This is a genomic window from Modicisalibacter sp. 'Wilcox', from assembly GCF_010993675.1.
GTDB lineage: Bacteria > Pseudomonadota > Gammaproteobacteria > Pseudomonadales > Halomonadaceae > Modicisalibacter > Modicisalibacter tunisiensis.
In genome coordinates, this window is record NZ_WNXF01000006.1 from 158,548 (window position 1) to 183,464 (window position 24,917).

At 69.6% G+C, this 24,917-nt stretch carries 23 protein-coding genes; 13 read left to right on the top strand and 10 right to left on the bottom strand.

The window, feature by feature from the left end:
• Positions 1-4: 4 nt before the first annotated feature.
• Both nadD and G7A98_RS07775 read right to left on the bottom strand, forming a co-directional pair.
• Positions 5-646, bottom strand: coding sequence for a nicotinate-nucleotide adenylyltransferase (nadD, locus tag G7A98_RS07770; RefSeq protein WP_163649151.1), 642 nt, complete (start codon positions 644-646; stop codon positions 5-7).
• 28 nt (positions 647-674) lie between these two features.
• Positions 675-1,952, bottom strand: coding sequence for a glutamate-5-semialdehyde dehydrogenase (locus tag G7A98_RS07775; RefSeq protein WP_205596237.1), 1,278 nt, complete (start codon positions 1,950-1,952; stop codon positions 675-677).
• A gap of 199 nt (positions 1,953-2,151) precedes the next feature.
• Between G7A98_RS07775 and G7A98_RS07780 the strand changes: the two genes are divergently transcribed.
• The 3 genes from G7A98_RS07780 to G7A98_RS07790 are packed head-to-tail and all read left to right on the top strand — an operon-like array spanning position 2,152 to position 5,318.
• Positions 2,152-2,970, top strand: a complete 819-nt coding sequence (locus tag G7A98_RS07780) for a hypothetical protein (protein WP_163649089.1) — start codon at positions 2,152-2,154, stop codon at positions 2,968-2,970.
• Positions 2,971-3,915 (top strand): diguanylate cyclase, encoded by a 945-nt coding sequence (locus tag G7A98_RS07785; RefSeq protein WP_163649094.1) that lies wholly within the window; start codon positions 2,971-2,973, stop codon positions 3,913-3,915.
• Positions 3,912-5,318, top strand: coding sequence for a bifunctional DedA family/phosphatase PAP2 family protein (locus G7A98_RS07790; protein ID WP_163649095.1), 1,407 nt, complete (start codon positions 3,912-3,914; stop codon positions 5,316-5,318). The genes G7A98_RS07785 and G7A98_RS07790 overlap by 4 nt, the downstream gene beginning before the upstream one ends.
• 167 nt (positions 5,319-5,485) lie before the next feature.
• On the opposite strand, the gene G7A98_RS07795 is transcribed toward G7A98_RS07790, so the two are convergent.
• The 3 genes from G7A98_RS07795 to mpl are packed head-to-tail and all read right to left on the bottom strand — an operon-like array spanning position 5,486 to position 8,142.
• Complete coding sequence (locus tag G7A98_RS07795; protein ID WP_205596238.1) at positions 5,486-6,109, bottom strand: LysE family translocator; 624 nt, start codon at positions 6,107-6,109, stop codon at positions 5,486-5,488.
• 52 nt (positions 6,110-6,161) lie between these two features.
• Positions 6,162-6,782: a flavin prenyltransferase UbiX gene (locus G7A98_RS07800; RefSeq protein ID WP_163649096.1), complete on the bottom strand. Its 621-nt coding sequence runs from the start codon at positions 6,780-6,782 to the stop codon at positions 6,162-6,164.
• Positions 6,775-8,142 (bottom strand): UDP-N-acetylmuramate:L-alanyl-gamma-D-glutamyl-meso-diaminopimelate ligase, encoded by a 1,368-nt coding sequence (gene mpl / locus G7A98_RS07805; protein WP_163649097.1) that lies wholly within the window; start codon positions 8,140-8,142, stop codon positions 6,775-6,777. Before mpl ends, G7A98_RS07800 begins: the two co-directional genes overlap by 8 nt.
• Positions 8,143-8,332: 190 nt before the next feature.
• On the opposite strand from mpl, the gene G7A98_RS07810 reads away from it, so the two are divergent.
• Positions 8,333-9,592 carry a 6-phosphofructokinase gene (locus G7A98_RS07810; RefSeq protein WP_163649098.1) on the top strand — a complete coding sequence of 420 codons (1,260 nt, stop codon included), beginning with the start codon at positions 8,333-8,335 and terminating at the stop codon, positions 9,590-9,592.
• A 44-nt stretch (positions 9,593-9,636) separates the two neighbouring features.
• Here the strand turns inward: G7A98_RS07810 and G7A98_RS07815 are convergent, their stop codons facing one another.
• Positions 9,637-11,352: a bifunctional protein-serine/threonine kinase/phosphatase gene (locus G7A98_RS07815; protein ID WP_163649099.1), complete on the bottom strand. Its 1,716-nt coding sequence runs from the start codon at positions 11,350-11,352 to the stop codon at positions 9,637-9,639.
• Positions 11,353-11,519: 167 nt separating this feature from the next.
• Here G7A98_RS07815 and ppa point away from each other — a divergent pair, with 167 nt between their 5' ends.
• Positions 11,520-12,050, top strand: coding sequence for an inorganic diphosphatase (gene ppa, locus G7A98_RS07820; RefSeq protein ID WP_163649100.1), 531 nt, complete (start codon positions 11,520-11,522; stop codon positions 12,048-12,050).
• Positions 12,051-12,136: 86 nt separating this feature from the next.
• On the opposite strand, the gene G7A98_RS07825 is transcribed toward ppa, so the two are convergent.
• Entirely contained in the window at positions 12,137-13,318 is a 1,182-nt protein-coding gene (locus G7A98_RS07825; protein WP_163649101.1) for a DUF2333 family protein, read from the bottom strand.
• A 140-nt stretch (positions 13,319-13,458) separates the two neighbouring features.
• Between G7A98_RS07825 and dsbD the strand changes: the two genes are divergently transcribed.
• The 8 genes from dsbD to purH all read left to right on the top strand — a co-directional run bounded on the left by dsbD (position 13,459) and on the right by purH (position 21,670).
• A complete protein-coding gene (gene dsbD, locus G7A98_RS07830; protein ID WP_240464701.1) occupies positions 13,459-15,396 on the top strand; it encodes a protein-disulfide reductase DsbD in 1,938 nt (645 codons plus the stop codon).
• Between the two features lie 156 nt (positions 15,397-15,552).
• A complete protein-coding gene (locus G7A98_RS07835) occupies positions 15,553-15,765 on the top strand; it encodes a hypothetical protein (RefSeq protein ID WP_163649102.1) in 213 nt (70 codons plus the stop codon).
• A gap of 49 nt (positions 15,766-15,814) precedes the next feature.
• Complete coding sequence (gene accB, locus G7A98_RS07840; protein ID WP_163649103.1) at positions 15,815-16,270, top strand: acetyl-CoA carboxylase biotin carboxyl carrier protein; 456 nt, start codon at positions 15,815-15,817, stop codon at positions 16,268-16,270.
• Between the two features lie 28 nt (positions 16,271-16,298).
• Positions 16,299-17,639 carry an acetyl-CoA carboxylase biotin carboxylase subunit gene (gene accC / locus G7A98_RS07845; protein ID WP_163649104.1) on the top strand — a complete coding sequence of 447 codons (1,341 nt, stop codon included), beginning with the start codon at positions 16,299-16,301 and terminating at the stop codon, positions 17,637-17,639.
• Between the two features lie 24 nt (positions 17,640-17,663).
• Positions 17,664-18,569 carry a 50S ribosomal protein L11 methyltransferase gene (gene prmA / locus G7A98_RS07850; RefSeq protein ID WP_163649105.1) on the top strand — a complete coding sequence of 302 codons (906 nt, stop codon included), beginning with the start codon at positions 17,664-17,666 and terminating at the stop codon, positions 18,567-18,569.
• A gap of 100 nt (positions 18,570-18,669) precedes the next feature.
• Positions 18,670-19,698, top strand: coding sequence for a tRNA dihydrouridine synthase DusB (gene dusB, locus G7A98_RS07855; RefSeq protein ID WP_205596239.1), 1,029 nt, complete (start codon positions 18,670-18,672; stop codon positions 19,696-19,698).
• Positions 19,695-19,994, top strand: coding sequence for a DNA-binding transcriptional regulator Fis (gene fis / locus G7A98_RS07860; protein WP_163649106.1), 300 nt, complete (start codon positions 19,695-19,697; stop codon positions 19,992-19,994). Before dusB ends, fis begins: the two co-directional genes overlap by 4 nt.
• An 83-nt stretch (positions 19,995-20,077) precedes the next feature.
• The gene (purH, locus tag G7A98_RS07865) at positions 20,078-21,670 is read left to right on the top strand and encodes a bifunctional phosphoribosylaminoimidazolecarboxamide formyltransferase/IMP cyclohydrolase (RefSeq protein ID WP_163649107.1); all 1,593 of its coding nucleotides are present in this window, start codon (positions 20,078-20,080) and stop codon (positions 21,668-21,670) included.
• A gap of 134 nt (positions 21,671-21,804) precedes the next feature.
• On the opposite strand, the gene G7A98_RS07870 is transcribed toward purH, so the two are convergent.
• The 3 genes from G7A98_RS07870 to G7A98_RS07880 form a co-directional block, all read right to left on the bottom strand.
• Positions 21,805-23,262: an NAD-dependent succinate-semialdehyde dehydrogenase gene (locus tag G7A98_RS07870; protein WP_163649108.1), complete on the bottom strand. Its 1,458-nt coding sequence runs from the start codon at positions 23,260-23,262 to the stop codon at positions 21,805-21,807.
• Positions 23,263-23,272: 10 nt separating this feature from the next.
• The gene (locus G7A98_RS07875; protein WP_163649109.1) at positions 23,273-23,830 is read right to left on the bottom strand and encodes a DUF4190 domain-containing protein; all 558 of its coding nucleotides are present in this window, start codon (positions 23,828-23,830) and stop codon (positions 23,273-23,275) included.
• An 82-nt stretch (positions 23,831-23,912) separates the two neighbouring features.
• A complete protein-coding gene (locus tag G7A98_RS07880) occupies positions 23,913-24,896 on the bottom strand; it encodes a serine/threonine protein kinase (RefSeq protein ID WP_163649110.1) in 984 nt (327 codons plus the stop codon).
• Positions 24,897-24,917 lie beyond the last annotated feature (21 nt).

A 24,917-nucleotide genomic window follows, 5' to 3' on the forward strand; every position in this document is an offset into this window, starting at 1 on the left:
CATTCTACCCCGACAATTCCTGCCAGCGGTAAAGATCGTGCACACGAATGTAATCCTCCACCGCCCGGGGCAGCAGATAACGCACGCTGCGCCCCTCGGCCAGCCGCTCGCGCAGCCCCGTCGCCGAGATCGCCATGCGGCTGGGCAGGCGCAGGTGCAGCACGCCGCCGGCGGAACGGGCGAACAGCGCGCCGGCGGTGTCGACCTCGCGCCCCGCGATCAGGCGATTCACTTCGGCGGGCAGTGCCTGGCGATGGTCGGGGCGATCGATCACCACCACGTGGGCCAGCTCGAACAGCCGCTGCGGGTCGCGCCACTGATGCAGCTTGAAGAAGGCATCGGCTCCCACTGCCATCACCAGCCGTGCCCGGGCGCCGTAGTCGCGGCGCAGGGAGGCCAGGGTGTCGCCGCTGTAGGAGGGGCCCTGACGACGCAGCTCGCGATCGTCGGCGACCAGCCCCGGGGTGTCGCCGATCCCCGCCTCGAGCATCGCCAGGCGCCGGGCGGCGTCGACCCCGGGGGCGCGGCGATGCGGCGGCACGTGCGCCGGGATCATGTGCACCCGATCCAGCCCCAGGGCCTCGTGCAGTTCCACCGCGCTGCGCAGGTGCCCCAGGTGCACGGGATCGAAGGTGCCACCCAGCATGGCGATGCGGGCGGGACGGCCCGCGGGATCACCCACGGATCTGGCCGTCACCGAGTACCACGTACTTGCGCGTGGTCAGCCCTTCGAGTCCCACCGGGCCGCGTGCGTGCAGCTTGTCCGTGGAGATGCCGATCTCCGCGCCGAGGCCGTACTCGAAGCCATCGGCGAAGCGCGTCGAGGCGTTGACCATCACCGAGCTGGAGTCCACCTCGGCCAGGAAACGCCGTGCCAGCGAATAGGATTCGCTGACGATGGCATCGGTGTGGTGGGAGCCGTAGGTCTCGATGTGGGCGATCGCCTCGTCGATGCCCTCGACCACGCGGATCGCCAGCACCGGCGCCAGGTATTCGGCATGCCAGTCGGCCTCCTCGGCCGGCGTCACCTCGGTCAGCACGGCCCGCGTCCGCTCGCAGCCGCGCAGCTCGACGCCATGTTCCGCGTAGGCTTCGGCCAGCCGCGGCAACAGCTCGGCGGCCACCGGTGCGTCGATCAGCAGCGTCTCCATGGTATTGCAGGTGCCGTAGCGCTGCGTCTTGGCATTCACGGCGATGGCCAGCGCCTTGTCCAGGTCGGCCGTGGCATCGACATAGACGTGGCAGACCCCGTCGAGGTGCTTGATCACCGGCACCCGCGCTTCCCGGGACACCCGCTCGATCAGCGACTTGCCGCCGCGCGGGATGATCACGTCGACGAACTCGGGCATGGCGATCAGCCGGCCCACCGCGGCGCGGTTGGTGGTCGCCACCACCTGCACGGCCGCTTCCGGCAGCCCGGCCTCGGCCAGGCCGGCGGCGATGCAGTCGGCGATCGCCGCGTTGCTCTCGCTGGCCTCGGAGCCACCGCGCAGGATGCAGGCGTTGCCGGACTTGAGACACAGGCTGGCGGCTTCCAGGGTCACGTTGGGCCGCGACTCGTAGATGATCCCGATCACCCCCAGCGGCACCCGCATCTGCCCCACCTGGATGCCGCTGGGCCGGGCGCGCAGGCCATCGATCTCGCCGACCGGATCGGGCAGCGCGGCCACCTGCTCGAGCCCTTCGATCATGGTGTCCAGGCGTCGGTCGTCGAGCGCCAGACGATCGAGCAGCGCGGCATCGAGCCCGCCGGCACGCCCGCGCTCCAGGTCGCGGGCATTGGCGGCCAGCAGCGTCTGCCGCGACGCCTCGACCTGGCGTGCCATCGCCAGCAGCGCCGCGTTCTTGCGCCCGGTCGGCAACCGCCGCAGCGCCACGCTCGCCTGACGCGCCGCGCGCCCCAGCTGCTGCATGTAGGTTTCCACGTCGGTGATCGCTGAGTGTCGTGACATGCCCGGAAATCTCTCCATACTCGACACGTCGTGCCGGCCCCGGAAGATCGGGCGGCCGTCGTGATTCAGGAAAATGCGTAATACGAGTCGTCGCCGAAGGGGCGGGTATCGTACAGTGTCGGCTATTCGAAATGGAGATCAATACTAAGCCACCATGGAGAGCAAGTTCAAAGCGAGGGACCACCGCCGGCTCGTCCTGATGACCGCCGCGACCCTGCTGCTGCTGGCGGCGGGGGCGCAGGACACCCTGTTGCGCCTGGTACTGGCGCTGGCCGCCCCGGGCCTGATCTGGCTCTGGCACCGCGCCGACGGGAACTGGCGCGCCGCGGAGGTGTGGCTGCCGGCCCTGCTCGCGATGCTGCTGACCCTCGCCCTGCTCGAAGCCCCCGAGCGCTATCCGATGTGGCTGTGGGGCTGGGTCGGCGTGCTCGCCCTGCCCCAGCCGCTGCCGATGCGCCTGGCTGTCCTGCTGCTGACGGTCGTCGGTTACTGGCAGGTCCAGCCGCTGCTGCCCACCGAGACACGCCTGCTCGCCGCCCTGGTGCTGGCCGCCCTGGGGCTGCTGGCCTGCGGCCAGGCCGTGGCCTTTCAGCGATCGCGACGTCATGCCGACTGGCGCCCCCTGACCCTGCCCGGCATTGCCGTTCACTCACGCCGGCAACTGGAGCGCGACCTGAGCCGCGAGATCGCGCGTACCGACCGCGAGGGCTCTTCCGCCATGCTGGTCCTGCTCCAGGCACGCCCCGGCCAGCTCGCCGAACTGGCGCGCCTGCTGGATCGGCATGTGCGCCGCTACGAGGGGCTCTACCAGTGCGATCGTCGCACCCTGGCCGCCCTCTTCATCAGCCGGACCCCGGCGGAATCCCGTCAGCGCCAGACCCACCTGCAGGCCGCCCTGCCGGCCGGCGCCCATCTGCGCCTTGCCGGCCTGACCCCGGCGCTGGCGCTGGCGCTGCCCGAGCAGATCCGCGCCCTGACGCTGCAGAACCAGCCGGTCACCGACGCGGGAGCCCTGTGAATGCGCGACTTCTCCCAGCGCGACTACGACCGCCTGTTTCTCGTCGTGTATATCGGGGGGATGCTGCTGATCGCCAGCCACGCCCTCTGGCACTACCTGATGGGGCATTACGAGGCGATCCTGCTGCCGGCCCTGCTGACCCTGCTGCTGGCCGGCGCGCTGTTCGTGCGCCTGGCCAACCCCGGTCTGCACCGCATGGCGACCTATGCGGTCCTGATCAGCGGCTACCTGCTGACCGCCGCCGACCTCGCGGCTCATGACACTCAGGCTTGGCTCTGGCTCGGCGTCCCCCCGACCCTGACCTTCCTGCTGCTGCCGCTGGCACCGGCGACGCTGCTCAATCTGTCGCTGACCCCGGTCTGGCTGCTGCTGGCCGTCCCGATCCCGATGCTCTGGCAGGCCGGGCTCGCCTACCTGACCCTGATCGGCCTGTTGTCGCTCCCCGCCCGACTGGCGCTCCAGCGTCGCTTTCCGCGGCGGGACAGCGAACAGCCCGATGCCCAGTGCGATGCCCTGTCACACCATGCCCTGGCACTGCGCCTGACGGCCGAAGTGGAGCGTGGCCGCGCGCTCAAGCGCCCGCTGGCCGTGCTGGTGATCCACCTGCCCCAGCTGGAAATGGCCGAGGAGCAGTTCGGCAGCCATCTGCTGCAGGCCCTGCTCACTCGCGCCTGCGCCACCATCCAGGCCAACTGCCGCCAGCACGATCTGCTCGGCCGGGAGCGCGACTCGCTGTTCTGGCTGCTGCTGCCGGATACCGGCGAGGCCGGCGCCCTGATCGTTCGCGAGCGACTCCTGCAGGCCCTGAACCGTGACGTCTTCGCCGAAACCGGGGCCATTCAGGCACGCATCCGCAGCGAACACCTGCTGCCCGGCGACACCCTCGAACGCTTCGAACAGCGCCTGGCGGCGGCCGGCCTGAAACTGCTGGAGCCAAGTCCGTGACCGCAACCGACTGGATCTCGACGCTCACCCCGTCACCCGGCTGGCTGTACCTGATCTTCCTGCTCATCGCCCTGGTCGAGTCGCTGGCTGTGGTCGGCCTGCTGGTTCCCGGGGTGGTGCTGATCACCGCCGCCGCCTCCCTGGCGGGGCATCACGAGCTGTCCATCACCCTGGCCCTGCTGGCCGCCGCCGCGGGCGCCATCCTCGGCGACGGCATGAGCTTCCTGCTGGGCTACCGCTACCGCGAGCGCATTCCCACGCTCTGGCCATTCCGGCGCCACCCCGAATGGCTGGCCCGCGGCGCCCGCTTCTTCCAGCGCCACGGCGTGCTCTCGGTGCTGATCGGGCGTTTCGTGGGGCCGGTACGTCCGGTGGTGCCGTTGATCGCGGGCATGATGCACATGCGACCCGCCACCTTCCTGTGGTCCAACATCGGCTCGGCGCTGCTCTGGGCCCCGGCCTATGTGCTGCCGGGCTATCTGCTGGGCCGCACCTGGCAGCAACTGCTGGCCCTGCCCCACGACAGCCGACGCTGGCTGATCATGCTGGCGATGCTGGTGGTCGGCCTGCTGGTCACGTTCTCGCTGCTGCGCCGCCAGCTCGACCATGACGGCTGGACCTATCGCCGGCTGGCCGCCCTCGCCGACCGCCACCCGGGCGGGCGCCGGCTGTGGGAGGCACTGGTGCCCGCGGGCACCGACAGCGGCGTGCCGCTGGCGTCGCTGCTGCTGCTGCTGACCAGCCTCGCCGCCCTCTCGGGGTGGACGCTGTGGGTGCTGCACCAGGACGGCCCGCTGCCCATGGACCAGCAGCTCCAGGCCCTGCTCGTCGATCTCCAGCATCCGCGGCTCACCCGACTGGCCGAGCTCATGGCCAGGCTCGGTGACACCTACGGCGTCATCGCCCTGGTCGTCCCCTGGCTGGCCTGGATGGCCCGGCGGAAACTGGTCGCCCTCGGACTGCACTGGCTCGGCGCCCTGGGCGGCATCGCCCTGGCCAACACGCTGTTCAAGCACCTGGCAGGGCGCGTACGCCCCGACATCCCCGACTACCTCGCCGGATCATTCTCCTACCCCAGCGCGCACACCTCGACCGCCGTGGTGCTCTACGGCCTGGCCGCCGCCTTCGTCGCCGACGGCCTGGCACCGCGCTACCGGGCGTCGGCCTACTGGCTGGCGGTGCTGATCTGCGTGCCCATGGCCCTGTCACGCCTGGTGATCGGCGTGCACTGGCTCAGCGACCTGGTGGGTGGCGCCCTGCTGGGGCTGGTGGTCTGTGCCCTCGTGCGCCTGAGCTACCACCGCTTCGCCGCCCGCCGGCCGCCACGCCCGCCGTGGCTGGCCCTGCTGCTGGCCTCCGCGGTCCTGCTGGCGGCGCGCCTCGCCTGGCTGCCGCACGCCTGAGCCGTGCGCAGAGGGAGTTTACAAAAGTCACGAGCGACGGTCAGGCAAGGCGAAATCAGCCGCGAAAGCGGACTGGGCTTGCACACGAGTTCACGAGAGGGTAAATGAGCCTTTTGAAACTGATTTCAACGCCGTATGGCCGAGCGCAGTCATTTGTAAGCACCCTCTCAGCCCAGCGCCAGCCAGGCCCCCACCCCGACCATCAGGGTCCCGGCAATGCGGTTGAGCAGGCGCACATTGCCACTGCGGCTGAGCAGATGGCTCGCCGTGCGCCCGCCGACGGCATAGAGCAGCAGACAGCACAGTTCGATCGACAGGATCATGCCCACCAGCCAGCTCAGCTGCGGCGCCAGCGCCAGGCGGGCATCGAGAAACGGCGGCAGCAGGGCGATGAAGAAGGCCCAGCCCTTGGGGTTGGCCACGGCGGTGACGAACCCCTGGACGAACAGCTGCCCCCGCGAGACGTCGCGGGCGGCGCGCGGTTCATCGGGAATCGCCATGCGTCCACGCGAGCGCCACATCTGCCAGCCCAGCCAGGCGAGATAGGCCCCGCCCAGCCACTTGAAGATCGCGAACAGCGCCGGCTGGCGCAGCATCAGCGTCGCCACCCCGCCACCGGCGGCGGCCGCCACCAGCCCCACCCCCAGCAGCTCGCCGATCATCATCCACAGGGCCCGGCGCACCCCCACCGTCATGCCCAGCACCATCGACAGCGTCATGCACATGCCCGGGGTCAGCGACACCATGAAGAAAGTCGGGATAAAGACCGACAGCAGCGAAGGATTGATCATCAGGCAGGGTTCCGTGTTGCGAATCCGAGAATCGACAGGGTGACGGCCTGGCCTACTCCCCCCAGCGCGGCATCAGCGTGTGAGCGATGCCCAGCTGGTTGAGGATCCGTGCGACGATGAAGTCGATCAGCTCGTCGACGCTCGCCGGGCGGTGATAGAAGCCGGGCGCCGCCGGCAGTATCACCGCACCCAGGCGACTGAGCGCGAGCATGTGCTCCAGGTGGATCGCCGACAGCGGGCTCTCCCGCGGCACCAGCACCAGTTGCCGGCGCTCCTTGAGCGCCACGTCGGCGGCGCGCTCGATGAGGTTGTTGCTCGCCCCGGTGGCCACCGCCGACAGCGTGCCCGTCGAGCAGGGGCAGATGACCATGGTGCTCGGCGCCCCGGAACCCGACGCCACCGGCGCCATCCAGTCCTCGCGGCCGAAGCAGCGGATCTGGCCCGGTCTCGCCCGGCTGCGTTCGATCAGCGCCTCGGCCAGGCGCGCCGGCTGGGCCGGCAGGTGCACGTCGGTCTCGGTGGCGATCACCATGTGCGCGGCCTTGGAAATCATCACCCAGACCTCGTGGCCGGCCGCGACCAGGCAGTCGATCAGGCGCAGCCCGTACTGGGCGCCGGAGGCCCCGGTCAATGCCACCGTCACCGGCGGCTCGAAGGTTTCGCGCTCAGCCATGGCGGGCCTCCAGGGCGGCCAGCAACTTCTCGTGGATGCCGCCGAAGCCGCCGTTGGACATCACCACCAGCCGATCGCCGGGGCGCGCCGTCTCGGCGAGGGTCGCCACCAGCGCCTCGAGGTCGTCGGCCCGCTGTGCCGGCACCGGCGAGGCGGCCACCACCGCATCCAGCGACCAGTCCAGGCCGGGCGGCTGATACCACCACACGGCATCCGCGTCGGCCACGCTCTCGCCGAGGCGCGCCTTGAGGGTGCCCAGGCGCATGGTGTTGGAGCGCGGTTCGATCACCGCCAGCAGCCGCCCGTTCGGGGTCGCCGCGCGCAGGCCGTGCAGGGTGGCCTGGATGGCCGTGGGGTGATGGGCGAAGTCGTCGATCACCTGAATGCCGGCGACCTGCCCGCGCACCTCCTGGCGCCGCCGCGGCGAGGCGAAGCGCGAAAGCGCCGCGCAGCCCCGCGCCAGATCGACGCCACAGGTTGCCGCCGCGGCCAGCGCCCCCAGGGCATTGCGGGCGTTGTGCGCGCCGCTCAGCGACCACTCGACCACGGCATCCTCATTGCCGTGCATCACGCGAAAGCGCCCGTCGTCGGCACGCTCCGAGGCCCAGCGCCAGGCGCTGTCCGCCGCGTCCCCGAAGCGCTCGACCGGCGTCCAGCAGCCCATTGCCAGGACCCGCTCGAGGGCCGGCTCGCCATCGGCGGCCAGCACCCGCCCGTCGCCGGGCACGGTGCGCAGCAGGTGATGGAACTGGCGCTCGATGGCCGCCAGGTCGGGGAAGATGTCGGCATGGTCGAACTCCAGGTTGTTGAGCACCACCACATCCGGCCGGTAATGCACGAACTTGGAACGCTTGTCGAAGAAGGCCGTGTCGTACTCGTCAGCCTCGACCACGAAGGGCGCATCGGGGGCGCCGAGGCGCGCCGAGATACCGAAGTTGCGCGGCACCCCGCCGATCAGGAATCCCGGACTCATCCCGGCGGACTCCAGCAGCCAGGCCAGCAGGCTGGCGGTGGTGGTCTTGCCGTGGGTGCCGGCCACCGCCAGCACGCGCCGCCCGGGCAGGATGTGCTCGGCCAGCCACTGGGGCCCGGAGACATACGGAAGGCGGGCCTCGAGCAGCGCCTCCACTTCCGGGTTGCCGCGGGAGAGCGCATTGCCGACCACCACCAGGTCGGGGCGCGGCGAGAGGTTCTCGGCGGCATAGCCGTCGCACAGGGCGATGCCGGCGGCCTCGAGCTGGGTACTCATCGGCGGGTAGACGTTGGCATCCGAGCCGCTGACCGTCAGCCCCCGCTCGCGGGCGAGCAGGGCCAGGCTGCCCATGAAGGTGCCGCAGATACCAAGGATATGCACATGCATGTCAGGAGTTCCCCGCCGGAGTGAGTCGCCGGGACGCCGTGCGGGCGCCGCCACAGGCGGGTGAGCCTAGCATGGGGCTCTCGACCGGCGCCACAGGCCCGCCGCCGTGCAGCTGGCGCCGCTTTCGGCTATGATGCACGGTCGTTCCCCCCTCGCAAGCCCAATGACCAGCAGGAGCAAAGGAAGCCCCATGGCCCAGCACAATGCCTTCTATGCCCAGTCCGGTGGCGTCACCGCCGTCATCAACGCCAGTGCCTGCGGCGTGATCGAAGCGTGCCGCCGTCACGGCGATCGGATCGGCAAGGTGTATGCCGGACACAACGGCATCATCGGCGCCCTGACGGAAGACCTGATCGACGTCTCCCAGGAGTCCGACGAGGCCATCCGTGCCCTGCGCCACACCCCGGGCGGCGCCTTCGGCTCCTGCCGCTACAAGCTCAAGGACATCGAGAGCCACCGCGCCCAGTACGAGCGCCTGATCGAGGTCTTCAAGGCCCACGACATCCGCTACTTCTTCTACAACGGCGGCGGCGACAGCGCCGATACCTGCCTCAAGGTCTCCCAGCTCTCCGAGAAGATGGGCTACCCGCTGACCGCCATCCACGTGCCCAAGACGGTCGATAACGACCTGCCGATCACCGACAACTCGCCCGGCTTCGGCAGTGTCGCCAAGTACATCGCCACCTCCACCCGCGAGGCGGCGCTGGACATCGCCTCGATGTGCGCCACCTCGACCAAGGTCTTCGTGCTCGAGGTCATGGGGCGCCACGCCGGCTGGATCGCCGCCGCCGGCGCGCTGGCCGGCAACGGCGAGGGCGAGCCGCCGCACCTGGTGATCTTCCCCGAGGTGGCCTTCGACCGCGGCGCGGTGATGAAGCGTGTCGAGGAGTCGGTCAAGCGCTATGGCTACTGCGTGGTGGTGGTCTCAGAGGGCGCACGCTACGCGGACGGCACCTTCCTGGCCGACGCCGGCAACACCGACGCCTTCGGTCACCGCCAGCTGGGCGGCGTGGCGCCGACCCTGGCCGGCATGATCAAGCAGGATCTGGGCTACAAGTACCACTGGGCGGTCGCCGACTATCTGCAGCGCGCCGCGCGCCACCTGGCCTCGAAGACCGATGTCGACCAGGCCTATGCCGTGGGCAGGGAGGCGGTGGAGCTGGCGCTGGCCGGCAAGAACGCCATGATGCCGGCCATCAAGCGCGTCAGCGACGACCCCTACGAGTGGCGCGTCGAGGCCGCCCCGCTGGCCGAGGTCGCCAACAAGGAGAAGTTCATGCCCCGCGACTTCATCCGCGAGGACGGCTTCGGCATCACGCCCGTCTGCCGGCGCTACCTGGCGCCGCTGATCCAGGGCGAGGACTTCCCGCCGTTCGAGAACGGCCTGCCCATGTTCGCCTCGCTGAAGCTGGCCAAGGTCGAGCGCAAGCTGCCCACCTTCGAACTGTGAGGGCCGCCCCCGCCCGCCGCGACTTGCCGGCGGGCGGGGCGAACTCAGCGAATCAGCCAGGACAGCACCAGCAGCAGCAGCAGCACGCCGGCGACCGCCTGCCAGAGGTTGGCCGGCTCGCGCAGCGCGGGCCTTTCCTCCTCCGCGGAAGCACGGCGCGGGTCGCGCAGGGCCAGCAGGAACTCCGACAAGCGGCGGAAGCGCAGCGCCCGCTGCGGGTCCAGCGCCCGCTTGAGGGCTTCGTCGAGCGCCACCGGCACCTCGGGATTGACCAGCCGTGCACTGCGATAGTGCATCTGCTCGAGGCCGGTGTGGCTGCGCAGCTCATGCGGTGGCTGCGCATAGGGCAGCCTTCCGGTCAGCAGCCAGTAGATCACCGACGCCAGCGAGTACTGGTCGCTGCGCCGTCCCACCTCCGTGTCCAGGGCATACTCCGGCGCGCTGTGCTCGCTGAGCCCCACCTCGCGGGCCAGCTCGCGGGCCATGGCGTCGTCCTCGCGCCGGTGGCAGGCGCCGAAGAAGCCCAGCACCACCCGCCCGTGCGGGTCGAGCAGTATCGTGTCGGGCCTCAGCTGCTGGAAGAGCACGTCGCGCCGGTGCAGGGCCTGCACGGCCTTGGCCAGCTGGCGCGCGATGTCCAGCCGCTGGGACAGCGTGGCCTGCGGGTGACGGCGCGCCCAGTCGGCGAGCGTCTCGCCGTTCACCGGCTCCGTCAGGTAGTAGAGGTAACGGTGGGGGCGCCCGATGTCGATGCGCCGGGGAATGAACGGCGAGCGTACCCGATCGACGATCCACTGCTGCAGCAGAAAGTGCTCGAGGTAGGCATTGCGGCTGGAGAGCTCGGGACTCGGCGCGCGCAGCACCATCTCGCGCCCGCCGTGGACGTCGCGTACCCGGTAGACCCGTGTCTTGGCGGTCCGCGACAGCACGGCCAGCACCTCGAACCCGTCGAGGCGCTCCCCCACGTCCAGCTCCGGCGGCACGGGCATGCTGCCGTACACCGGCTCGGGGGCGTCGGGCTCACGCTCCGGCAGGCGATCGATGCGCACCAGCTGGAAGCAGAACTGCTCGGCATCGTAGCCGCGTGCACCGGCACGCTGCTGGGCGGCCTCGGCCAGCCGCTCGCAGGCCGCGTCCAGGTCGCTGACGTCGGAGCGGATCAGCTGCACGTAGTCGGAAGGCATCAGGGTGCCCCGCACCGCGCGGGTGGTGAACAGGAAGAGGTCGCCCTGCTTCAGGGGCAGCCGGTCATAGTCGATGTCCAGGTTGCCGTCGAGCCCCAGCGCGCGGGACGGGTAGCGGTAACCGCCCAGGTCGGTGACGTGGTCGCGCGAGAGCTGCTCGAACTCAGCCCCGCGCAGGCGAAAGACCAGGGTGTCGCCCATGTGGAAGAGGTGCGCCTCCGCGCCACGGAAGACGATGGCCGACATCGAGCTGACGTAGCTGCCTCCCTCGATGTAGCGGCTCTGGCTATGGCTCCAGCTGTTGAGCGCCCGCAGCACCCGCGTGGCCGAGTCCTTGACCTCCCAGTGGGCCGGGGTCGAGTAGTAGTCGGTCAGGAAGCCCCGCACGCTGAGGTCGCCGGCCTGCTTGGCGATCGCGTTGCGCCAGATGGAATCGCTGATCAGCGCACAGACCCCCTTGGCCCCCAGAGCCGCGGCATCCTCGGGCACCAGCACCGACATCGAGCTGCGATGCCGGCGCCGCTCGGGCGCCACGAAGGCCTGGCCATAACTCAAAGACAGCGCTTGTTCCGCCAACCGGGTCTCCTTGCTCGTCACGCGGCGTGACTATCATACACGCTCGCACGGCATCGGCCATGACGGCGACGGCCCCTCGGGCGGCATGGCAATCGCCGGATACAGTTCGTATAATCCGGCCAGTCTTTCTGTCATCCAGCCCAACAGCCCAACGCAAGGATTCGACGATGAGCTTCAACCAGATTCCCGCCGGCAAGGATCTCCCCAACGACGTCTACGTGGCGATCGAGATTCCGGCCAACCATGCGCCGATCAAGTACGAGATCGACAAGGATATGGATGCGCTGGTCGTCGACCGCTTCATGGCCACGCCGATGTTCTACCCGGCCAACTACGGCTTCATCCCCAATACCCTGGCCGACGACGGCGACCCGCTCGACGCCCTGGTGGTGACGCCGCATCCGGTCCAGCCCGGCAGCGTGATCCGCGCCCGTCCGGTCGGCGTGCTGAACATGACCGACGAGGCCGGCGAGGACGCCAAGCTGGTCTGTGTGCCGCACAGCAAGCTCACCTCCCTCTACGACGAGGTCGAGGAGGTCACCGACCTGCCCGAACTGCTGCGCCAGCAGATCGCCCACTTCTTCGAGAACTACAAGGATCTCGAGAAGGGCAAGTGGGTCAAGGTCGAGTCCTGGGACAATGCCGAAGCCGCGCGCAAGGCCATCGAGAAGGCCGTCGCCGCCTACACCAAGCAGTAAGACCGACTCGCCATCCCTGACGCGACGGGCCGCATTCAGCGGCCCGTCGGCGTTTTCAGGCTCCGGCAGGGAGCCGGAGCCGGCGGTCAGTTCGCGCCGGTCTTGCCGGTCGCCTCCGGCGTGGCAGCCTCCGGCCCGGTAGACTCCGGCGCGGTGGAAGACGATGCCGGAGCCTCGCTGCCCTGCGCCCCCGCCGAGGCGGGCGTCTCCGCCCCCTTCACCGCCTGGCCGGCAGCAGCCTCGTCGGCCGCCGGCTGATCGGCGGTCTTGCCGGAAGCCGGCGCGGGCCGGGAGACCGTGACATCCTGCACCCGAGCGGCCAGCGAGCGTGCCAGCTCGGCGATGGCCTGGGTGTGGTTGGCCAGCACCAGCGAGTGATTGGCGAAGAGCCCGAAGCCGCTGCCGTTGAGAATCACCGGGCTCCAGACGCGCCGCTGGGCCAGTTCCAGCTCGGCGATCAGCCGTTCCCAGAGTTCGCCGGCATCGGCCGAGGCGATGAGGTCGGCATAGTCACGCCGCGTGGCACGCAGCAGCTGCGTGAACGCCCAGGCCTCGCCACGGGCCGTGTAGAAGACATTGTCGATGCGGAACCAGGGCGTGGCCTCGGGCAGTTCCGCGTCGCTCACGCCCAGCTCGCGAAGGGCGTCGGGATCGTCCACGTTGGCCAGCAGGTGCTGGGTCTGGCGCTGGAAGTGGCGGGCCGAGGCGTTCAGCCACGCCGCCAGCGGCTTGCCGTCGCCGACGAAGCCGGACATCGTCGACTGGGCCAGGGCGTCCTGATAGCCCTGCAGCGCACCGACCGCCTTGGCATAGCGCCGCTCGGCGCCGGGGTACAGCCAGTCGCCGCGATCGGCGTTCAGTGCCGTCTGCGCGTCCTCCAGCGCGGCCGGCGTCTGGCCGCTCAGCTCGGGCAGGGCCGCCGCCATCACCCGCGCCTGATCCAGCACGCCGCCTTCCCAGCTCGGCATGTTGTCCAGCCAGACGCCGGGCGGGAAGACATCATTGCTCAACAGGCCACCGGGCTTGTCGAGCAGGGTCTCGACCACGCCCTCGAGCGCGGTCACCGTCGCCAGACCCCGCACCGGCGAGGGGGTGTCGGCCGCGTCGGCGGTGACGACGTCGCCGGGGCGCTGGCTCCACCAGATGCCCAGTCCGAGGCAGACCACCAGATAGACGACGACCAGCGTCAGCAGCGGTTTCCAGATCCATCCATACTCGGGGCGTTCGAGCACCTCGACGCGACGCTTGCGGTTGCGAGATAGAGCCATGTCCACGACGTCCTTGGGCGTGACGAATGAGAATTGGGTCAATGAGAAGGGTATCCTATCATGCGATGCTCGGCGCCCCACGCCGGGCCCTCAACGCCGCACTCGCGGTCGCCGCCGCCCCAACCCGAGGACGACTCGTCATGCGTCATGCGTCATTCGCCGCCCGGCTGCTGCTGATCACGCCCCTGTTCATGGCCGTGTTCCTTCTCCAGTCCGCCCATGCCGGCTGGCTGGCGGACAACCAGGCCGACGGCAGCGGCTTCCTGCCGGTTGACGAGGCCTTCCGGGTCAGCGCCTGGCGCGACGCTGACACCCTCTACGTCGGCTTCACGCCGGCCGAGGGCTACTACCTCTACCGACAGCGCTTCGCCGCGACCGGGAACACCCCGGGGGCGTCGCTGGGCGCACCGCAGCTGCCCCCGGGCACCTTCAAGAGCGACCCCTACCTGGGCGACGTGCACGTCTTCCACGACCCGGTGGTGATGCGCGTGCCCATCAAGGGCGACGTGGCGGACGACCAGCCCCTGTCGGCCCGAATCACCTTCCAGGGCTGTGCCGAGGCCGGGCTGTGCTATCCCCCCGAAACGCTCTCGTTGACCGCCCGCCCCGGCTCGCCACCGGAGCGCTTCGCGACGGCCGACGGCCTGGCGGACACGTCATCGAATGCCCCCCGCGCGGCGTCCACGGACTCGGTGGGCGATCCGTCGACCACCCCGGCTCTCCCGGCCTCCGCCAAGGCGTCGATTCCCGCCGCCGACGCCCCGGACAGCGCTTTCAGCGCCCTGCTCGACAACGATGTCCCGGCCTGGCTGGTCCTGACCGGCTTCTTCCTGGCCGGGCTGGGCCTGACGTTCACGCCCTGCGTGCTGCCGATGATGCCGATTCTCGCCGCGATCATCGTCGGCCAGCGCTCCGGCCACCGGCGGGCACTGCTGCTGTCGGGCAGCTACGTCGCCGGCATGGCGGCGACCTATGCCATCGTGGGCGTGCTGATGGGACTGTTCGGCGCCGGGCTCAACCTCCAGGCCCGCCTGCAGTCCCCCTGGGTGCTGATTCCCTTTGCGCTGCTGTTCACGCTGTTCGCCCTGGCGATGCTCGATACCGTCAACCTGAGCCTGCCCTCGCGTCTCGGCCAGCGCGTGTCGGCCTGGCAGACTCGCCTGCAACGCAGCGGACCGGCGGGGCTCGCCCTGGCCGGCGCCCTGTCGGTCGTGGTGGTGTCGCCCTGTGTCTCGGCCCCGCTCGCCGGCGCCCTGGTCTACATCGCGGCGACCGGCGAGGCGCTCTGGGGTGGTGCTGCGCTGCTGGCCCTGGCACTGGGCATGGGCGTGCCGCTGCTGCTGGTGGGGACCTTCGGCGGCGCCCTGCTGCCCCGGGCCGGTGCCTGGATGAACGGTATCAAGAGCGCCTTCGGCGTGCTGATGCTGGGCATCGCCATCTGGCTGGTGGAGCGCCTGCTGCCCGGCCCGGTGACACTGCTGCTGTGGGCCGCGCTGGCCATGGGCACGGCACTGATGCTCGGTGCGCTGTCGCCGGGCCTGGGTGCCGGCTGGCCGCGCCTGCGCCAGACGCTGGGGCTGTTGCTGCTGGGCTGGGGGCTGGCCCTGGTCCTCGGTGCCGCCCAGGGCGGTGATGACCCGCTACGCCCGCTGCGCCTCGGCTCGACGGATGACACCCGCGCCGCGGCGCCCACCTTCACCACCGTGACGACACTCGAAGGCCTGCAGCGCGAGCTCGCCCGGGCGAAACAGCGCGGCCAACCGGCCTTCGTCGACATCAGCGCCGAGTGGTGCATCGCCTGCCGGATCATGGAGCACGAGGTGTTTCCGGCCCCCGCCGTCGCCCGGCGCCTGGCCGACTTCCACCGCATCCGCGCCGATGTCACCGACACCGACGCGACCAGCCGCGCCCTGCTGGATCACTTCGGCCTGTTCGGCCCGCCCGGCCTGCTGTTCTTCGCCGGCAACCGCGAACTGAAGGTGTCCCGGCTGCTGGGCGAGGTCGATGCCGAGACCCTGGCCAGGCACCTTGATGACGTGCTGAACCAGGTCGACGCCGCCCCCGCCGCGAGTCGCTGAAAACGCTGTTCGCGGCGCGGCTGGACAAGCCCCCGGTTTTTCGGCAAACTCCGCCAGCACTGCGTTATTGATGTTCAGGGACGGCATCTTGCGGCAACCTGCCGTGATCTGAACGAATCCGGAACAGGTTAACAGCGCCATTTCAAGGACACGGTCATGGTCCGACCCCCCCTACACCACGACCCTTTCGTCGCCCGGACGCCATTGCGGCCGGCGGCAGTTCCGTCCCGCGCGCTGGCAAGCGGCCACCCACCGCCCGCTTTCTTTCCCGAGCTCGAGCACCCGCTGTCGCTGGTCACCACGCAACGCTTTTCCGCGGCGGCCGCGGGCCCGGCCCGGGCCACCGGCACGTCACGCCCTGCCGGCTGACGCTGCCAGCACGACACGCCCCATTCATCCATTCGAGAGACGCCGACACATGGACATTCGCAAGGTCAAGAAACTCATCGAGCTGCTCGAGGAATCCAACATCAGCGAGATCGAGATTCAGGAAGGTGAAGAGTCGGTTCGCATCAGCCGCCACCCGAACGGCGCCGCGGCGCAGCCCATGGCGCCCGCGCCGCAGTGGAGTCACGCACCTGCAGCGGCACCGAGCGCCGAGCCCGCGGTACCGGCCGATCCGGCCCCGGCCCAGCCCAGCGGTCATGCCGTGACCTCGCCGATGGTGGGCACCTTCTACCGTTCACCGGCCCCGGGCGCCAAGGCGTTCGTCGAAGTCGGCCAGAGCGTCAAGAAGGGCGAGACCGTGTGCATCGTCGAGGCCATGAAGATGATGAACCAGATCGAAGCCGACCAGGACGGCGTGGTCGAGGCGATCCTGGTCGAGGACGGCGAGCCGGTCGAGTTCGACCAGCCGATGCTGATCATCTCCTGATTCACGCGACAACCTGGCGGATCACATCATGTTGGAAAAGGTACTCATCGCCAACCGCGGCGAGATCGCCCTGCGCATACTGCGTGCCTGCAAGGAGCTGGGCATTCGCACCGTCGCGGTGCATTCCAAGGCCGACCGTGACCTCATGCACGTGCGCCTGGCCGACGAGGCGGTCTGCATCGGTCCGGCGGCCTCGGCCCAGTCCTACCTGAACATCCCGGCGCTGATCAGCGCCGCCGAGGTCACCGACGCCGACGCCATCCACCCCGGCTACGGCTTCCTCTCGGAGAATGCCAACTTCGCCGAGCAGGTCGAGCGCTCCGGCTTCGTCTTCGTCGGCCCGCGCGCCGAGACCATTCGCCTGATGGGCGACAAGGTCAGCGCCATCGAGGCCATGAAACAGGCCGGCGTGCCCACCGTGCCCGGTTCCGACGGCCCGCTGCCGGATGACGACGACGCCGTGCTGGCCACCGCCCGGCGCATCGGCTATCCGGTGATCATCAAGGCCGCCGCCGGCGGCGGCGGGCGCGGCATGCGCGTGGTGCACACCGAAGCCCACCTGCTCTCCTCGGTCAGCGTGACCAAGACCGAGGCCAGCAGTGCCTTCGGCGACGGCACGGTGTACATGGAGAAGTTCCTCGAGGAGCCGCGCCACGTCGAGGTCCAGGTGCTGGCCGACGGCCAGGGCAACGCCATTCACCTGTACGATCGCGACTGCTCGCTGCAGCGCCGCCACCAGAAGGTGCTCGAGGAGGCGCCCGCGCCGCACATCGATCCCGAGGCCCGCGCCCGGGTGCTCAAGGCCTGTACCGATGCCTGCCTGGAGATCGGCTATCGCGGTGCCGGCACCTTCGAGTTCCTCTACGAGAAGGGCGAGTTCTTCTTCATCGAGATGAACACCCGCGTGCAGGTCGAACACCCGGTCACCGAGATGGTCACCGGCGTCGACATCGTCAAGCAGCAGCTGCTGATCGCCTCCGGCCAGCCGCTGTCGATCCGGCAGGCCGATGTCGAGGTCAAGGGCCACGCCTTCGAGTGCCGGATCAACGCCGAGGACGCGCGCACCTTCATGCCCTCCCCCGGCAAGGTGGACCTCTACCACGCTCCCGGCGGGCTCGGCGTGCGCATGGACTCGCACCTGTACACCGGCTACAGCGTGCCGCCCCATTACGACTCGCTGATCGGCAAGCTGATCACCTGGGGCGCGGATCGCACCAATGCCCTGACGCGCATGCGCAACGCCCTCGACGAGCTGCTGGTGGAAGGCATCAAGACCAACATCGACCTGCAGAAGGATCTGGTCCGCGACGGCGCCTTCCAGCAGGGCGGCGTCAACATCCATTACCTGGAGAAGAAGCTCGGCGAGTGAGCCGGGCTTGCCGAGGAGACCGTCATGCCCTGGCTGCAACTCAAGGCCCGCATCGCGCCGGACCAGGCCGAGACCCTCGAGGACCTGCTGCTCGCCGAGGGCGCCCAGGCCATCACCCTGCAGGACGCCCACGACGACCCGGTCTTCGAGCCGGAGCGCGGCAGCACGCCACTGTGGCAGGAGACCGTGCTGACCGGCCTCTACGATGACCTTGAAGGCGTCGAGGCGATGCTCGAGCGGGTCCGTCAGGGCTGGGCGGCGGCGATGGGCGACGAGCCCTGCCCGGCCATCGAGTACGAGCTGCTCGCCGACCGTGACTGGGAGCGCGAGTGGATGGATGGCTTCGAGCCCCTGCGCATGGGGCAGCGGCTGTGGATCGTGCCCAGCTGGCATGAGGCGCCGGATGCCGGGGCCGTCAACCTGCGCCTCGACCCGGGCCTGGCCTTCGGCACCGGCACCCATCCCACCACCGCGCTGTGCCTGGGCTGGCTCGACGGGCTCAGCGTCGATGGCCTCCTCGACGGCCAACGGGTGCTCGACGTCGGCTGCGGTTCCGGCATCCTGGCGCTCGCCGCCCTCAAGCTGGGCGCAAGCGCCGCGACGGGCACCGACATCGACCCCCAGGCGCTGCTGGCGACACGTGACAACGCCGAGCGCAACGCCATCGCCGCGGACCGGCTGCTCCTCCACCAGCCCGAGACGCTGCCCGCGGAACGTTTCGCGGTCGTGCTCGCCAACATCCTCGCCGGGCCGCTCGTCGAACTCGCGCCGACCATCGCCGGCCACGTCGCCCCCGGCGGCCGCCTGGCGCTGTCGGGCATTCTCGCCCACCAGGCCGAGGACGTGCTCGCCGCCTACCGCGATCAGGGACTGGCCATGGACGAGCCGGTCGAGCGTGACGGCTGGGTGCTGCTGACCGGTCGCGCCTGAACGTCCGGCCGGCGGTCGTGCCATCAGCGAGCGGGGTCGCGGCCTTCAATCTGGGCGGGCAGGTGAGTATCATAGGCGGCCCCTTGAGCCGAGACCCCCGATGACGATGTCAGCCACTGCCAGCATCGCACCCCCCGCCATTGGCCCCTACCAGCTGCCCAACCGGGTCATCCTGGCGCCCATGGCCGGTGTCACCGACCGCCCCTTTCGCCAGCTCTGCCGGCGTCTCGGCGCGGGCCTGGTGGTGGGCGAGATGGTCACCTCGGACCCCAGCCTGTGGCACACCCGCAAGTCGCGGCTGCGCATGGACCACAGCGGCGAGCCGGGCCCGCGCAGCGTGCAGATCGCCGGCGGCGATGCCGAGATGCTCGCCGAGGCCGCCCGACTCAATGTCGAGCGCGGCGCCCAGATCATCGACATCAACATGGGCTGCCCGGCCAAGAAGGTCTGCAACAAGGCCGCCGGTTCGGCCCTGCTGCGTGACGAGCGCCTGGTGGCCGAGATCCTCCACGCCGTGGTCGCCGCCGTGGACGTGCCGGTGACCCTGAAGATCCGCACCGGCTGGTGCGAGCGCAGCCGCAACGGCGTGCGCGTGGCGCGCCTCGCCGAGGACGCCGGCATCCGGGCCCTGGCCGTGCACGGCCGGACCCGCGACCAGCGCTACTCGGGCCAGGCCGAATACGACACCATCGCCGCCATCAAGGCCAGCGTGTCGCTGCCGGTCTTCGCCAACGGCGATATCGACTCCCCCGCCAGGGCGGCCGAGGTTCTCGACTATACTGGGGCGGATGCCGTCATGGTCGGTCGCGGCGCCCAGGGCAACCCCTGGATCTTCCGCGAGATCGACCACTTCCTGCGCACCGGAGAGACCCCGAGCGCACCGTCCCGCGCCGAGCAGCACGCCGTCATGCACGACCATCTCGAGGCCCTGCATGCCTTCTACGGCGAGGTCATGGGCGTGCGCATCGCGCGCAAGCACATCGGCTGGTATCTGAGCACGCGGGACGACGCTCCGGCGCAGCGCAAGCGCTTCAACGCGCTCGAGACGCCGGACGCGCAGCAGCGTTTCGTGGATGAACTGTTCTGCCGGACCGGGTGTCCGGCAACCGATGGAATCAGCGCAGCATGACCAGCAGTCAACCCCTATCCCCCGAAGCCGCGACGGAGGAAGAGCCGCTCGCAACGGCCCTGCCCCGCGGACAGACCCTGCGCCAGGCCGTGGATGACGCCATGCGCCGCTACTTCGCCCACCTCGAGGGCGAGACGGTCACCGACCTCTATGCCATGGTCATGGCCGAGGTCGAGGCGCCCCTGCTCGGCGCCGTGCTCGAGTACGCCGGCGGCAATCAGACCCGTGCCGCCGACATGCTGGGGCTGAATCGAGGCACGCTGCGCAAGAAGCTCAAGCAGTACGACCTGATCTGATCCCGGCGGCACCGGCGGTCCAGCCCCCGGTGCCGCCACCGTCGCTGCAATCCCCGTGAAACCGCCACCCCAAGAGTGACACCATGGCCGAACAATCTTCGCAGACCCGTCCCCAGCCCGTACGGCGCGCCCTGATCAGCGTGTCGGACAAGGCCGGCATCGTCGACTTCGCCCGCGCGCTCGCCGAGCGCGGCGTCGAGCTGCTCTCCACCGGCGGCACCTACCGCCTGCTCCAGGAGAACGGTGTCGCCGTCACCGAAGTCTCCGAGCACACCGGCTTTCCCGAGATCATGGACGGCCGGGTCAAGACCCTGCACCCGAAGATCCACGGCGGCATCCTCGGGCGCCGCGGCCAGGACGATGCCGTGATGGCCGACAACGACATCGCACCCATCGACATGGTGGTGGTCAACCTCTACCCCTTCGCCGCTACCGTCGCCCGGCCCGACTGCACGCTGGATGAGGCCATCGAGAACATCGACATCGGCGGCCCGACCATGGTGCGCGCCTGCGCCAAGAACCACGCCCACACCAGCATCGTCGTCGACAGCGACGACTACGCCCGGGTACTCGATGACATGCAGGCCCACGACGGCGCCGTCAGCGATACCCTGCGCTTCGACCTGGCGGTCAAGGCCTTCGAGCACACCGCCGGCTATGACGCGGCCATCGCCGACTACCTGGGCCAGCGCGTCGAGGGCGGCGAGCCCGGCTTCCCGCGCACCTACAACCTGCAGTTCCACAAGAAGCAGTCGATGCGCTACGGCGAGAACCCGCACCAGAGTGCCGCCTTCTATGTCGAGGCCGATGCCGGCGAGGCCAGCGTGGCCACCGCCGTGCAGCGCCAGGGCAAGGCGCTCTCCTACAACAACGTCGCCGATACCGACGCCGCCTTCGAGTGCGTCAAGGCCTTCACCGACACCGCCTGCGTGATCGTCAAGCACGCCAACCCCTGCGGCGTGGCCCTCGGCGAGACCCTGCTGGCCGCCTATGAAAAGGCCTTCGCCACCGACCCGACCAGCGCCTTCGGCGGCATCATCGCCTTCAACCGGCCGCTGGACGCCGAGACGGCCCGCGCGATCATCGATCGCCAGTTCGTCGAGGTGATCATCGTGCCGGGCGTCAGCGACGAGGCCGCCGCCGTCGTCGCCGAGAAGAAGAACGTGCGCCTGCTCGACGTCGGCGCCCACTGGCCCGGCGAGCGTCGCCCGGCGCACGACCTCAAGCGGGTCACCGGCGGCCTGCTGGTCCAGGATCGCGACCTGGGCATGGTCGGTCGCGACGAACTGCAGGTGGTCACCGAACGTGCGCCCAGCGAGCAGGAGCTTCGCGACCTGGCCTTCGCCTGGAAGGTCGCCAAGTACGTCAAGTCCAACGCCATTGTCTACGCCAAGGGCGGCCAGACCATCGGCGTCGGCGCCGGCCAGATGAGCCGGGTCTACTCGGCGCGGATCGCCGGCATCAAGGCCGCCGACGAAGACCTCTCGGTGCCCGGCTCGGTGATGGCCTCGGATGCCTTCTTCCCCTTCCGCGACGGCATCGACGCCGCCGCCGAGGCGGGCATTACCGCGGTCATCCAGCCCGGCGGCTCGATGCGCGATCAGGAAGTGATCGACGCCGCCAACGAGGCGGGCATCGCCATGGTGTTCACCGGGATGCGCCACTTCCGCCACTAGGGCGCGGAAAACCCTGGAACTCGGCCAGCCGTTTTCTCTGGTGTCTGGAAAGAAAAACCCCATCGGTCATGGCCGATGGGGTTTTCGTTTCTCAAGCTTAAGGCTTACGGCTTACCGCTCCGGGTGAAGCCCGGTCAGCCCAGGTCGATGCACAGGTACTTGGTCTCCAGGAACTCGTCGAGCCCCTGATGACCGCCCTCGCGACCCAGGCCGGACTCCTTGACCCCGCCGAACGGCGCGGCGGGGTTGGAGATCAGCCCGGTGTTGACGCCGACGATGCCGTATTCCAGCGCCTCGCCGACCCGCCATACCTGACTCAGGTCCCGCGAATAGAAGTAGGCGGCCAGACCGAACGGGGTATCGTTGGCCATGGCCACGGCGTCTTCCTCGTCGTCGAAGGGGAACACCGCCGCCAGCGGACCGAAGGTTTCCTCGGAGGCGACCAGCATGTCGCTGCTGGCCTGATTGACCAGCGTCGGGGTGAAGAAGTTGCCGCCCAGCGGATGGGGATGGCCGCCCAGCAGCAGCTCGGCGCCCTTGTCGACGGCATCACGGATATGCCGGTTGACCTTCTCGACCGCATTCTGGTCGATCAACGGCCCGATGTTGACCCCGTCCTTGGTGCCGTCACCGACATGCAGCTCGCTGTTCATGGCCGCGGCCAGCTTCTCGCAGAAGGCGTTGACCACGCTCGACTGCACCAGGAAGCGGTTGACGCACACGCAGGTCTGGCCGCCGTTGCGGAACTTGGAGGCCATGGCCCCTTCCACGGCGGCGTCCAGGTCGGCGTCCTCGAAGACCAGGAACGGCGCGTTGCCGCCCAGTTCCAGGGAAATCTTCTGGATGTGCTGCGAGGCCTGCGCCATCAGCTTGCGGCCCACTTCGGTGGAACCGGTGAAGGTGATCTTGCGCACCAGCGGCGACTCGGTCAGCGCACCGGCGATCTCGCTGGCCTGACCGGAAACCACGTTGAACACGCCGCGCGGCACGCCCGCGCGCTCGGCCAGCAGCGCCAGCGCGGTGGCCGAGAACGGCGTCTGGCTGGCGGGCTTGACCACCGTGGTACAACCGGCGGCCAGTGCCGCGCCGACCTTGCGGGTAATCATCGCCGCCGGGAAGTTCCAGGGGGTGATGGCGCCCACCACACCCACCGGCTGCTTGGTCACCAGGATGCGCTGATTGGACTTGGCGGCGGGTACCGTCTCCCCGTAGATCCGGCGCGCCTCCTCGGCGAACCAGCGCAGGAAGCTGGCCGCATAGACGATCTCGCCCGCCGCCTCCTTGAGCGGCTTGCCCTGCTCGAGGGTCATGATGGCGGCGAGCTCGTCCTGATGCTCGAGCATCAGGTCGTACCATTTCATCAGAATGTCGGCCCGCTCCTGGGCGGTGTGCGCCCGCCAGCTCGGCAGCGCCGCATCGGCGGCCTCGATGGCGCGCTGCGTCTCGGCGCGCCCCATGCGCGGCATCCTGCCGATGGTCTCGCCCGTCGCCGGATTGTCGACCTCGATCTGTTCGCCGCTGTCGGCGGCGACCCAGCCGCCGTCGATATAGGCGAAGGGACGAAACAGCGAACTGTCCTGCAACGACTCCATGATGCTCTCCTTATCCTTGCGACGACCGGGAAGCGATCGCCGATGACTGCCGCCCGGCCGTGTCGCCGGGCATGACGTTGACATGGGCACTGGCGGGGGGCGCCGGTGCGGTCGCGAGCAGCCCGGAGAGCAGCGTCACCACCGCCGCCAGGCCGATGGCCACCCAGCAGAAGAGCCGCCCCCTGTAGCGCTCGGGGGAGCGACGAATCTGATACAGGCCGAACAGGGCGAACAGGACCGCGACGGCGCCGAACAGCGGCGCCAGCACATCGAAAAACAGGCCCAGCAGGGCCACCACCACGGCGGCGATGGCGGCATTGGCATGACGGGGGGTCTCGGCGCCGGAACGGGCCGCCGGGGGGCACGGCCGGGCTCGGCGCTGGGGTTCGGGACGGTTGAGGACCTGGCGCGCACGCTGGCCCCGGGGATCGAAACGCACGGCAGTGCCCGGGCCGGGAAGTCCGCGTCCGCGCCAGTCCGCCAGGCCGAAGTCATAACGCTGGCCATCCGGCGTCTCGATGGTCCCTTCCTGTGCTGCATCGTCGAACGCGATGATCTCGCCGTCCAAGGCCTTCTCCCTTACGCTGGGGCGTCCTTCATGCTAAGCGCTTTGCCGGCCGGACACCAATAGCCAAAGGTCGCCGCCCGGCTCAGGCCAGCCAGCGCCCGCCCTCCAGGGCCAGACGCTGCTGCTCCAGCGTGCGAATGTGCTGGTCCCAGTAATCCTCGCTGGCCACCCAGGGAAAGGCACGCGGGAAGGCCGGATCCGCCCAGCGCGCCACCAGCCAGGCGCTGTGGCGCATCAGACGCAGGGTGCGCAGCGTTTCGATCCACTCGAGCTCGCGCCGGTCGAAGTCGTGGTATTGCTCGTAGCCCTCGAGCAGTTCCGACAGCTGGGCCCGCCATTCCGGGTCGCTCTGAGCGGTCAGCATCATCCACAGATCCTGCACCGCCGGTGCCATGCCGCAGTCGTCGAAGTCGACCAGGGTGAACTCGGCGTCGCGGCCCAGGATATTGCCCAGATGGCAGTCGCCGTGCACGCGGATCAGCGAGCGGGCCGGCCAGGCGTGCGCGACGAGCAGCGGCTCCAGCGCCTCGCTGATGCGCAGGTAGGCCTGACGCTGACGCCGGTTCAGCCAGGCGCCGGCCAGCACCTGTTCGCGACTGTATGCCACGCGCTCGGCCGGGTTCAGCGTCGGCCGCTCGACGAAGGGCCGACGGCTCGACACCGCATGCAGCCGACCAATCAGCTCGCCCAGCGCGAACAGGTGCTCGGGATTCTCGAGTTCCGGCGCCTGCCCGACTACCTGCGGAAACAGCGCAAACCGGAAGCCGGCATGGGTGTGCAGGGTCTCGCCGGCATCATCCCGCCACGGTGCCGCCACGGGCACCGCCGCATCCGCCAGTTCCTGAAGGAAGGCGTGCTCCTCGCGAATCTGGGCGTCGCTCCAGCGCTGCGGGCGGTAGAACTTGGCCACCCAGCGCCGGCCTTCATCGTCCCGGAACTGGAAGACACGGTTCTCGTAGCTGTTCAGCGCGAACGGCTCGCCGGGCAGCATCAGGCCCAGCGACTCCACGGCCGCGACGATGCGCTGGGGGGACAGGGTGTCGAAGGGGTGCAGATTGGCAGTCATGTGCGCATCCTTGGCCGTTGA

Bases quoted from the DNA above. Each gene is read 5' to 3' on its own strand.
- nadD (WP_163649151.1), bottom strand. From the start codon at position 646: ATGCTGGGTGGCACCTTCGATCCCGTGCACCTGGGGCACCTGCGCAGC.
- G7A98_RS07775 (WP_205596237.1), bottom strand. From the start codon at position 1,952: ATGTCACGACACTCAGCGATCACCGACGTGGAAACCTACATGCAGCAG.
- G7A98_RS07780 (WP_163649089.1), top strand. From the start codon at position 2,152: ATGACCGCCGCGACCCTGCTGCTGCTGGCGGCGGGGGCGCAGGACACC.
- G7A98_RS07785 (WP_163649094.1), top strand. From the start codon at position 2,971: ATGCGCGACTTCTCCCAGCGCGACTACGACCGCCTGTTTCTCGTCGTG.
- G7A98_RS07795 (WP_205596238.1), bottom strand. From the start codon at position 6,109: ATGATCAATCCTTCGCTGCTGTCGGTCTTTATCCCGACTTTCTTCATG.
- G7A98_RS07800 (WP_163649096.1), bottom strand. From the start codon at position 6,782: ATGGCTGAGCGCGAAACCTTCGAGCCGCCGGTGACGGTGGCATTGACC.
- mpl (WP_163649097.1), bottom strand. From the start codon at position 8,142: ATGCATGTGCATATCCTTGGTATCTGCGGCACCTTCATGGGCAGCCTG.
- G7A98_RS07810 (WP_163649098.1), top strand. From the start codon at position 8,333: ATGGCCCAGCACAATGCCTTCTATGCCCAGTCCGGTGGCGTCACCGCC.
- ppa (WP_163649100.1), top strand. From the start codon at position 11,520: ATGAGCTTCAACCAGATTCCCGCCGGCAAGGATCTCCCCAACGACGTC.
- G7A98_RS07825 (WP_163649101.1), bottom strand. From the start codon at position 13,318: ATGGCTCTATCTCGCAACCGCAAGCGTCGCGTCGAGGTGCTCGAACGC.
- dsbD (WP_240464701.1), top strand. From the start codon at position 13,459: ATGCGTCATGCGTCATTCGCCGCCCGGCTGCTGCTGATCACGCCCCTG.
- G7A98_RS07835 (WP_163649102.1), top strand. From the start codon at position 15,553: ATGGTCCGACCCCCCCTACACCACGACCCTTTCGTCGCCCGGACGCCA.
- accB (WP_163649103.1), top strand. From the start codon at position 15,815: ATGGACATTCGCAAGGTCAAGAAACTCATCGAGCTGCTCGAGGAATCC.
- accC (WP_163649104.1), top strand. From the start codon at position 16,299: ATGTTGGAAAAGGTACTCATCGCCAACCGCGGCGAGATCGCCCTGCGC.
- prmA (WP_163649105.1), top strand. From the start codon at position 17,664: ATGCCCTGGCTGCAACTCAAGGCCCGCATCGCGCCGGACCAGGCCGAG.
- dusB (WP_205596239.1), top strand. From the start codon at position 18,670: ATGACGATGTCAGCCACTGCCAGCATCGCACCCCCCGCCATTGGCCCC.
- fis (WP_163649106.1), top strand. From the start codon at position 19,695: ATGACCAGCAGTCAACCCCTATCCCCCGAAGCCGCGACGGAGGAAGAG.
- purH (WP_163649107.1), top strand. From the start codon at position 20,078: ATGGCCGAACAATCTTCGCAGACCCGTCCCCAGCCCGTACGGCGCGCC.
- G7A98_RS07870 (WP_163649108.1), bottom strand. From the start codon at position 23,262: ATGGAGTCGTTGCAGGACAGTTCGCTGTTTCGTCCCTTCGCCTATATC.
- G7A98_RS07880 (WP_163649110.1), bottom strand. From the start codon at position 24,896: ATGACTGCCAATCTGCACCCCTTCGACACCCTGTCCCCCCAGCGCATC.